The following is a 9600-nucleotide window of genomic DNA, read 5'->3' on the forward strand; positions in this document are numbered from 1 at the left end:
CTTAACGACATGTTATGCCCTACACACAAAATTCCTGACAGGCCCCAGCAATGCAAATTGCCACAAGTCGGCAAGCAGAGCCTCCAGCCCTCTCCCCCACCCCTCTCCCACTTCATGGGAGAGGGGAGCGCATAGCAAACGGTGTCGGCAATATGCCGCACCGCCACATGCCCCCACCCCCAACATTCGGCTATCCTCGCAACTCAGTTCCAGACGAGGAAAAACAGCAATGAAAGCCGCCCGTCCCATGCATACCTTCGCCCGCGCCGCCCTGGTTGCGTGCCTTGCCACTGCCCCTTTCCCGGCCAACGCCGCCGGCGCCGATAAATTCACCGTAGCCGGATTGGAGAAGCCCGCCACGGTGCTCGTGGATCGCTGGGGGGTGCCGCATATCTACGCCAACACGCTGTATGACGCCTTCTACGTGCAGGGCTTCATGGCGGCGCGCGATCGGCTCTGGCAGATCGATCTGTGGCGCAAGCGGGGGCTCGGCGAGATGGCCAAGGACTTCGGGCCGGCCTATGTCGAAGGTGATCGCATGGCGCGCGCAGTGCTGTTTCGCGGGGACATGTATCGCGAATGGCTGGCGTATGGCTCCGACGCGAAGCGCGTGGCCGAGGCATTTGTCGCGGGTGTGAATGCCTATGTGGCGCAGGTCGAGGCACGCCCCGAGTTGCTGCCGCCCGAGTTCAAGGCGCTCAACTACAAGCCGTCGCGCTGGCGTGCCGAGGATATCGTGCGCATCCGCCATCACGGCCTGACGCTCAATTTCACAGGCGAGATCGATCGCGCGCAGCTCTTCTGCTACGCGAAGCCGAATGCGGTGCGTGCCGACTGGGTGCGCCGCGAACTGGATCCACCCGTCGAGCCGAAGGTGCCGGAGGGACTCGACACCTGCAACATTCCCGTGGCCGAATTGCGCAAGGCGTATGACCTCGCCACTGCCGCGCCGCGCTTCCCCAAGGAGTGGTGGTCGCAGCCTGTGGCCAAGGCCGAGAACATTCCGGTGAATGCGTTGTACGCCACGCTCGATGCATCGAGCGACACCGCACGCAGCCTGGGTTCGAACAACTGGGTGATTTCGGGTAACCGCACCACCACTGGTCGGCCGATTCTCGCCAACGATCCGCACCGCGCGCATGGCGCGCCGAGCCTGCGCTACATCAGCCATCTGAATGCGCCGGGTCTATCCGTGATCGGCGCGGGCGAGCCGTTCCTGCCTGGCATTTCGATTGGCCACAATGGGACCATCGCCTTCGGCCTGACACGGTTCTACATGGATCAGGAAGATCTCTATATCTACGAGACCAATCCTGCGCAGCCGCACGAGTATCGCTACAAAGGCCGCTGGGAGCCGATGGAAACCGTCACCGAGCAGATTGCCGTGAAGGGTGAGGCCACGCCGCGCAAGGTGTCGATCGACTACACGCGCCACGGGCCGGTGCTCTACGCCGATGGCAAGACCAATCGCGCGTACGCCCTGCGCGCGGCGTGGCTTGACCTCGGCATGGCGCCGTACTTCGGTTCGATGGATTACATGCGCGCGCAAAGCTGGGACCAGTTCCGCGCGGCGATGAATCGCTGGGGTGCACCGGGCGAGAACCAGGTCTATGCAGACCGCTCCGGCAACATCGGCTGGATTCCGGGCGGCCTCACGGTCAATCGTCCGAACTGGGATGGTCTGATGCCGGTGCCCGGCGATGGCCGCTACGAGTGGGCCGGCTATCGCAATATGGACGAACTGCCGTGGGCGTTCAACCCTGCGCCGGGTTATGTAGTGACGGCCAACGAGAACAATATCCCGGCCAACCATCCTGCCGCGAAGATCGGCGTGGGCTACGAGTGGAGCGACAGCTCGCGCGCGCGCCGATTGAAGTCGGTGGTCGGCGCCAATCCGCGCAGTTCGCTGGAAGACTCGATGGCGTGGCAGAACGATACGGTATCGCTGCCCGCGCAACGTGTGGTGGCACTGCTCAAGCCGTTGAACAGCAGCGATGCGCAGGTGCAACGCGGTCTCGATCTGCTGCGCAATTGGGATGGCAACGAACGCGCGGACAGCGCGGCCGCGGCGTTGTTCGAAGTCTGGTTCAGCAAACACTTGCGAACTGCCGTGGTGCGTGCGGCGTTGCCGCCGGAAGCGGCGCGCCTCGTTGGTGCAGGCGACGCCAGCCGCGTGATCGCGGTGCTGGAGCGCCCCGACACGTGGATGACAGTGGAGAAACGTAACGAGGTGATGACGTCCACGCTGAAAGTGGCGATGGGCGATATCGAGAAGAAACTCGGCACCGATACGAAGACGTGGCAATGGGGCAAGCTGCACACCGCCGTGTTCAACCATCCGCTCAATGCCATCCTCGACCAGAATGCGCGCGCGCAGTATGACGTGAACGCAGGCCCGATCGGCGGATCGTCATTTACGCCGATGAACACGAGCTATCGCAACAGCGATTTCCAGCTGACGGCGGGGGCATCGTTCCGCATGGTGCTCGATGTTGGTAACTGGGACGCGTCACGCGCGATCAACACGCCGGGGCAGTCGGGCAATCCGGCGAGTCCGCATTATCGGGATCTGGCGCCGCTGTGGGCCAAGGGGGAATATTTCCCGCTGGTTTACACAAGGAAGGCGGTGGAGAAGGAGAGTAAGGAGCGGGTGGAGTTGGTGCCGCAGTAACTTACCTCTCCCGCTTGGTTTGCTCCCCTCTCCCGCGCGCGGGAGAGGGGTTGGGGGAGAGGGCAAGAGGTTCTGCTTGCCGACTTATCGCAATCTGAACTGCCGGGGCCCGACCCCCCCCCCCCACCCCCCCGGGGGGGCGGGGGGGACCCCCCCCGAGGTTCTGCTTGCCGACTTATCGCAATCTGAACTGCCGGCCCTCTCCCCCGCCCCTCTCCCACTTCGCGGGAGAGGGGAGAAAGACAGCGGTGTTGGAGATAGCCCTACAACGCCATCTCCAACACCCGCGCCACGTGCACCGCCTCTCTCCCGGCCCCATCATGAATCTGATGGCGACAGCTCGTCCCATCCGCCACCACCAGCGTCTGCGCATCCGCTTTCCGCACCGCAGGCAACAGCGACAACTCGCCCATCCGCATCGACACCTCATGGTGCTCAGCCTCATAACCAAAGCTGCCCGCCATGCCGCAGCAAGACGATTCGATCAGCGAGGTCTTGAGGTCCGGAATCCAGCCGAGCACCTGTTCCACCGGACGTACCGCATCGAAAGCCTTTTGATGGCAATGACCATGCAGCAGCGCCTGCGCATGGCCGATAGGTTTCAGCGTTGGCTCGAAGCGTCCCGCTGCGCGTTCGCGGACCAGGAATTCCTCGAAGAGGAACGCGTTGTCCGCAAGCTGCCGCGCGGCGTCTCCGTAACCGTATTGCAGGAACTCGTCGCGCATCGACAGCAGGCATGAGGGCTCCAGTCCCACCACCGCTACGCCGCGCGAGACGAACGGCAGCAGCGCATCGAGCGCGCGCTTTGCCTCGGTCTTTGCTTCATCGACAAGTCCTGCGGCCAGGAACGTGCGGCCGCAACAGAGCGGTCGCTCGCCCGGTACACCGGAGAGGTGCACGGTGTAGCCCGCAGCTTCCAGCACGCGCTGCGCGGCGCGGGCGTTCTCGGGTTCCATGTGGTTGTTGAAGGTGTCGACGAACAGCACCACTTCCTTGCCGCCGGTAGTGGGCGCCACATAGTTCTCGCCCAGAAAAGCCGATTGCCAGCGCGGCAGCGAACGTTTTGCCGAGATGCCCAGCATGCGCTCGCCAAGTTGCGCGAGGCCCGGCACGCTATCGCGCAGATTGAACAGCCACGGCATGCGGCTGGCGACTCCCGCATAGCGCGGCAGGAAGGCGACGAGCCGGTCGCGCATGCGCAGTTTGCCCGCGCGTGCGTTGGCGGCGCGCACTTCGATCTTCATCTTGGCCATGTCGATGCCAGTGGGGCAATCGCGTTTGCAGCCCTTGCACGACACGCACAGATCCATCGTCTCCTTCACGGCGGGATCGAGCAGTCCTTCATTGCCCAACTGGCCCGACAGCGCAAGTCGCAGCGTGTTGGCACGGCCGCGCGTCAGATGCTGCTCGTCGCGCGTGACGCGATAGCTCGGACACATCGTGCCGGCGTCGAACTTGCGGCAGTGGCCGTTGTTGTTGCACATCTCCACCGCAGCGGCCAGTCCGCGTGCAGGATCGCGCCCTGTGCCCGGTGCGCTTTCTTCCTCGGTCACCGGATCGCGCGTCACGTTCCACGCCGACCAGTCGAGCGCAGGTGTAATCGGCTTCACTGTATAGCTTGGCGGAAAGCGGAACAGCGCGGTCTCGTCCATCTTCGGCGTGCGCACGATCTTGCCCGGATTGCAGCGATTGTCGGGATCGAACAGCGCCTTCACTTCGGCAAATGCATTGGCGAGCGATGGCCCGAACTGCCACGCCACCCATTCGCCACGGCACAGTCCATCGCCATGCTCGCCCGAGTACGCGCCCTTGTACTCGCGCACCATTGCTGCGGCTTCCTCGGCAATGGCGCGCATCTTGCCCGCGCCGTCGCGCCGCATGTCGAGGATGGGGCGCACGTGCAGTGTGCCCACGCTCGCATGCGCGTACCACGTGCCACGCGTCCCGTGCTTGTGGAATACCTCGGTCAGGCGCGACGTGTACTCGGCCAGATGTTCGAGCGGCACCGCGCAATCTTCGATAAAGGACACCGGCTTGCCGTCGCCCTTCATGCTCATCATGATGTTCAGGCCGGACTTGCGCACTTCCCACAGCGCCTTCTGCGGACCGGCATCAGGCATCTCCACCACAGAGCCGGGCAGGCCGAGATCGGCCATCAACTCAACCAGTTGCTGCAAGCCGCGCAGCGTGGCGTCGCGGTCCTCGCCGGCAAACTCGACGAGCAGGATCGCATCGGGTTCGCCAACCAGTGCGCGGTCGATGACGGGACGGAAGGCCGGATTGTTGCGCGCGAGATCGATCATCGTGCGGTCCACCAGTTCCACGGCCGCGGGCTTGAGCGCGACGATATGGCGCGTCATGTCCATCGACTGGTAGAACGTGGGGAAATTCACCACGCCAAGCGTCTTGTGCGTGGGCAGCGGTGCAAGCTGCAGCGTGATCTGGCGGAAGTAGGCCAGCGTGCCTTCTGAACCGACCAGCAGGTGCGCAAGATTGACGCTGCCGTCAGTGGTGTAGGGACGTTCGTTCTGCGGCGCAAACAGGTCGAGGTTGTAGCCACCTACGCGTCGCAGCACCTTGGGGTACATCTGCGCGATGGCTTCGCGCTCGCGTTCGGCGATGCGCCGCACGCCATCGGCAATCGCACGATGCGGAGCGGTGTCCGCTGGCCAGTTCGCATCGAAGCGCACTTCCTCGCCGCTGGCGAGAATCGCATCGATGCCCAGCACGTTGTGAACCATGTTGCCGTACTGGATGGAGCGCGATCCGCACGAGTTGTTGCCGGTCATGCCACCGATCGTGCATTGCGCGGCGGTGGAGACATCCACCGGAAACCACAGCCCATGCGGCTTGAGCCACGCGTTCAGGTGATCGAGCACGATGCCGGGCTGCACGGTGACCGTGCGCGCCACGGGATCGAACTCCACAACCTGATTCAGGAACTTGCTGTTGTCGATGACCAGTGCTTCGCCAATGGTCTGGCCGCACTGGCTGGTGCCGCCGCCGCGTGGCAGCAGGGGTGCCTTGAAGTCGCGTGCGATATCGAGTGCAAGTCTTGCATCGGCTTCGTCGCGCGGCACCACCACGCCAATCGGCATGATCTGGTAGATCGACGCATCGGTGGCATAGCGGCCACGGCTCGCGCGATCGAACAGCACCTCGCCGCGCATCTCGGCGGCAAGGCGGCGATACAGCGGCGATTGCAGATCGGGCGCGGACGCTGCGCCGGGCATGAAGCGAAGCGGTTGCACGCCGGGTGGCGTGGGGGTAACGGGCAGTGCCATGGGCAGGGATGTCTCCGGGTTGCGAGTACTCGGACACGTCGCCATGGCGTTGCACGCGCGGCTGCGCGTGACGCGTTCAGGCGGCGGCGTCCTGTACGCGTCCTAGTTCGGCAATCAGTGCGTCGTGCTTGTGCTGCAAATGCGCGCGCAAGATCTCGCGCAGCGCGGCGCTGTCCCGCTTCGACAACGCATCGAGCATGGCCCCGTGCTCCTGCACGGCCAGGTCCCATTTGTCGTGATCGAAGTTCGAGCGGAAGCGCAGCGCCTGGATACGCAGGTTGATGCGGCGATAAGTCTCCTCCAGGATCGGATTACGTGCGGCAGCGTTGATGGCGTCGTGGATGCGACGGTTCAGCGCGTAGTAATTGGGCAGGTCGCGGCGCGCATGGCACGCGAGCATTTCGTAGTGCAGCGCGCGGATCTCGTTGAGCTCGGCTTCCGTGATGCGCTGACAGGCGAGGTCGCCGGACATCGCCTCCAGCGCGCCCATCATTTCGAACAGGTGATTGATGGTCTCCTGCGACAGCACCACCACCTCGGCACCACGGTTCGGCAGCAACGTCACCAGCCCGTCGGCAGCCAGTACCTTGAACGCTTCGCGCAACGGCGTACGCGAGACCTGCAGCAGATCACACAGCACGCGTTCGTTCAGGCGGGTGCCGGGCGCGAGATCGCCTTCCATGATCATGGTGCGCAGGCGCTGGGCCACGGCCACATGCAGGATCTGGCGGTCTACGGCTTGGGAGGATGCGGTCGGTAGCGTGCTCATCAGGGATCGCTTGGCTTGACAGTATTGTATTCAAAAACTACTCTGGGGCAAGCACGAACCGCGTTCCGGTGTCGTTGACGCCTCCGGAAGCCGCGCAAAGGCTGGCTCGAACCCCTTACAATCGTTGATTTATAAGGGATTTGTGCGGAATCGGCGGGATTTGCCCCGGGCAACATTATCCCGCATGCCAGACCTGCAGTGCGCATCTGTTTTTTGAATACAAAATTCAAACATAAGGATACGAGGCGACATGATCCGACTGAATTCCCATCCCAGCGGCCGGCACTTCCTGCAGATTCCCGGACCGACCAATGTGCCGGATCGCGTGCTGCGCGCGATGGACTATCCGACCATCGATCACCGTGGCCCCGAATTCCAGCAACTCGGCAAGAAGGTGCTGGCCGATATCCGCAAGGTGTTCCAGACCGCACAGCCCGTGGTGATCTATCCCGCGTCCGGCACGGGCGCGTGGGAGGCGGCGCTGGTCAATACGTTGTCAGCGGGCGACAAGGTGCTGATGTTCGAGACCGGCCACTTCGCATCGCTGTGGAAGAAGATGGCCGACAAGCTCGGCCTGAATCCCGAGTTCATCGTGGGCGACTGGCGCCATGGCGTGGATGCCGCCGCCATCGGCGCGCGACTGGCCGAGGATCGCAACCACGAGATCAAGGCCGTCTGCGTGGTGCACAACGAAACGTCCACGGGCGTGACATCGGATATCGCCGCAGTGCGTCGCGCGATTGACGGCGCCAAGCATCCGGCGCTGCTGCTGGTCGATACGATTTCTTCGCTGGGTTCCGTGGACTACCGCCACGACGAGTGGGGCGTGGACGTGACCGTATCGGGTTCGCAGAAGGGACTGATGCTGCCGCCAGGTATCTCGTTTAACGCCGTCAGCCAGAAGGCCATCGCCGCATCGGCCAACGCGAAGTTGCCGAAGGCGTTCTGGGGCTGGGACGAAATCATCGAATCGAACAAGAACGGTTTCTGGCCGTACACCCCGGCGACGAACCTGCTCTATGGCTTGTCGGAGGCGTGCGACATGTTGTTCGAAGAAGGACTGCCGAACGTGTTCGCGCGTCATCATCGTCACGCCGCGGCCACGCGCGCATGCGTGACGGCATGGGGTCTGGAAATCCTTTGCCAGAACCCTGCGGAATACAGCCCCGCGCTGACCGCCGTGGTCATGCCTGAAGGGCACAACGCCGATGCCTTCCGGAAGATCGTGCTGGAGAACTTCAACATGTCGCTGGGACAAGGGCTGTCGAAGCTGTCGGGCAAGGTCTTCCGCATCGGCCATCTCGGCGACTTCAACGACCTGACGCTGATGGGCACGCTGGCCGGCGTGGAGATGGGACTTGGGTTGGCAGGCGTACCGCACAAGGCGGGTGGTGTGCTGGCCGCGATGGAGAGTTTGAAGAAAGCAGCGGTTGAGCCGGCGTTGCGGGCGGCTTGATTGGTTTAAACCCCTCTCGGTGTTCTCCCCTCTCCCGCAAGCGGGAGAGGGGCGGGGGAGAGGGCAAGTGGCTCAAATCGAGACAGGTCGGCAAGCAGAACCGCATGGCCCTCTCCCCCAACCCCTCTCCCGTTCCACGGGAGAGGGGAGCAAGACAAGCGGTAAAACAAGAAGCAAAAAAACCCGAGGCCGCCCCTCAGAGGCGTCCCGTCATCACCCTAGGAGACAGATCATGACGTTGCGTTATGCCGCACGCGCGCTAGCGTGTGCTTCGCTGTTTGGTGTGACCTGGGCCGCTCCGGCCTTTGCGTGGGAACCGACCAAGCCGGTCGAGCTTGTGGTGCCGTTCAGTGCGGGCGGGGCGTCTGACCAGATGGCGCGCTCCATCCAGGGCATCATCGCCAAGCACAAGCTGATGGGCCAGCCGATGATCGTGGTGAACAAGGCGGGCGCCAGCGGCGCGGAAGGGTTGATGGACGCGAAGGCCTCGAAGGGCGATCCGCACAAGCTGTTGGTCACATCATCGGCGCTGTACACGGTGCCGATGATCAGCCAGTTGCCATTCAATTGGCGCGACCTGACGCCGGTAGCGATGGTGGCTCAGGACGAGTTCGTGCTGTGGACCAACGCCGAAGCCCCGTACAAGACGCCATACGACTACCTCGCCGACGTGAAGAAGACGCCGTCCAAGTTCAAGATGGGCGGCACGAGTTCCAAGCGCGAAGACCAGATCATCACCGCGCAGACCGAACGCAAGGCCGGTGTGCGCTTTATCTACATCCCGTACAAGGGTGGCGGCGAGGCGGCCACGCAATTGTCGGGCAAGCATATCGATTCCAACGTCAACAATCCTTCCGAGTCCATCGGGCAATGGCGTGCCGGCGAGCATCGTGCACTGTGCGTCTTTGCGCCGGAGCGCATGCACTACTCGGCCAAGATCACCGGCACGCAAAGCTGGGGTGACATCCCAACCTGCAAGGAGCAGGGCCTCGACGTGCAATACCAGATGCTGCGCGTGTTCATGCTGCCCGGTGGCGTGACGCCGGACCAGCAGAAGTTCTACGTGGATCTGATGCAGAAGGTAGTGGCCACGCCCGAGTGGAAGGAATACCTGGAGAAGAACGCGCTCAAGAACGATTTCCTCACCGGACCCAAGCTGACGGAGTTCCTGACTGCCGATGAAGCGCGGCACAAGGACATCATTAAGGAAGCTGGGTTCGTGGCGGCGGCGAAGTAGGGCCTCGACTCTCACCGATTGTTGTCTCCCCTCTCCCGCATGGCGGGAGAGGGGCGGGGGGTGAGGGCCAGCGGTACAAATTGCCAATAGTCGGCAAGCAGAACCTCCAGCCCTCTCCCCCAACCCCTCTCCCGCACAGCGGGAGAGGGGAGTGTACTGGTCTAATTTCCTCAGACACGTCGA

General features: G+C 63.3%; 5 protein-coding genes. 3 read left to right on the forward strand and 2 right to left on the reverse strand.

What is annotated here, in order from left to right:
* The first annotated feature begins 247 nt into the window (after nt 1-247).
* Entirely contained in the window at nt 248-2671 is a 2424-nt protein-coding gene (locus ABDB81_RS29970) for a penicillin acylase family protein (protein ID WP_346814363.1), read from the forward strand.
* A 263-nt stretch (nt 2672-2934) separates the two neighbouring features.
* On the opposite strand, the gene ABDB81_RS29975 is transcribed toward ABDB81_RS29970, so the two are convergent.
* Together ABDB81_RS29975 and ABDB81_RS29980 are read right to left on the reverse strand one after the other, a co-directional pair.
* Nucleotides 2935-5955, reverse strand: a complete 3021-nt coding sequence (locus ABDB81_RS29975) for an FAD-linked oxidase C-terminal domain-containing protein (protein ID WP_346814360.1) — start codon at nt 5953-5955, stop codon at nt 2935-2937.
* A gap of 76 nt (nt 5956-6031) precedes the next feature.
* Nucleotides 6032-6724, reverse strand: a complete 693-nt coding sequence (locus ABDB81_RS29980) for a GntR family transcriptional regulator (RefSeq protein ID WP_346814361.1) — start codon at nt 6722-6724, stop codon at nt 6032-6034.
* A 250-nt stretch (nt 6725-6974) separates the two neighbouring features.
* Between ABDB81_RS29980 and ABDB81_RS29985 the strand changes: the two genes are divergently transcribed.
* Nucleotides 6975-8180 (forward strand): aminotransferase class V-fold PLP-dependent enzyme, encoded by a 1206-nt coding sequence (locus ABDB81_RS29985; protein WP_137927299.1) that lies wholly within the window; start codon nt 6975-6977, stop codon nt 8178-8180.
* 232 nt (nt 8181-8412) lie between these two features.
* Complete coding sequence (locus ABDB81_RS29990) at nt 8413-9417, forward strand: tripartite tricarboxylate transporter substrate binding protein (RefSeq protein WP_346814362.1); 1005 nt, start codon at nt 8413-8415, stop codon at nt 9415-9417.
* Nucleotides 9418-9600 lie beyond the last annotated feature (183 nt).

Origin of the sequence: Cupriavidus sp. DL-D2 (assembly GCF_039710735.1) — a bacterium.
Classification (GTDB): Bacteria; Pseudomonadota; Gammaproteobacteria; order Burkholderiales; family Burkholderiaceae; genus Cupriavidus.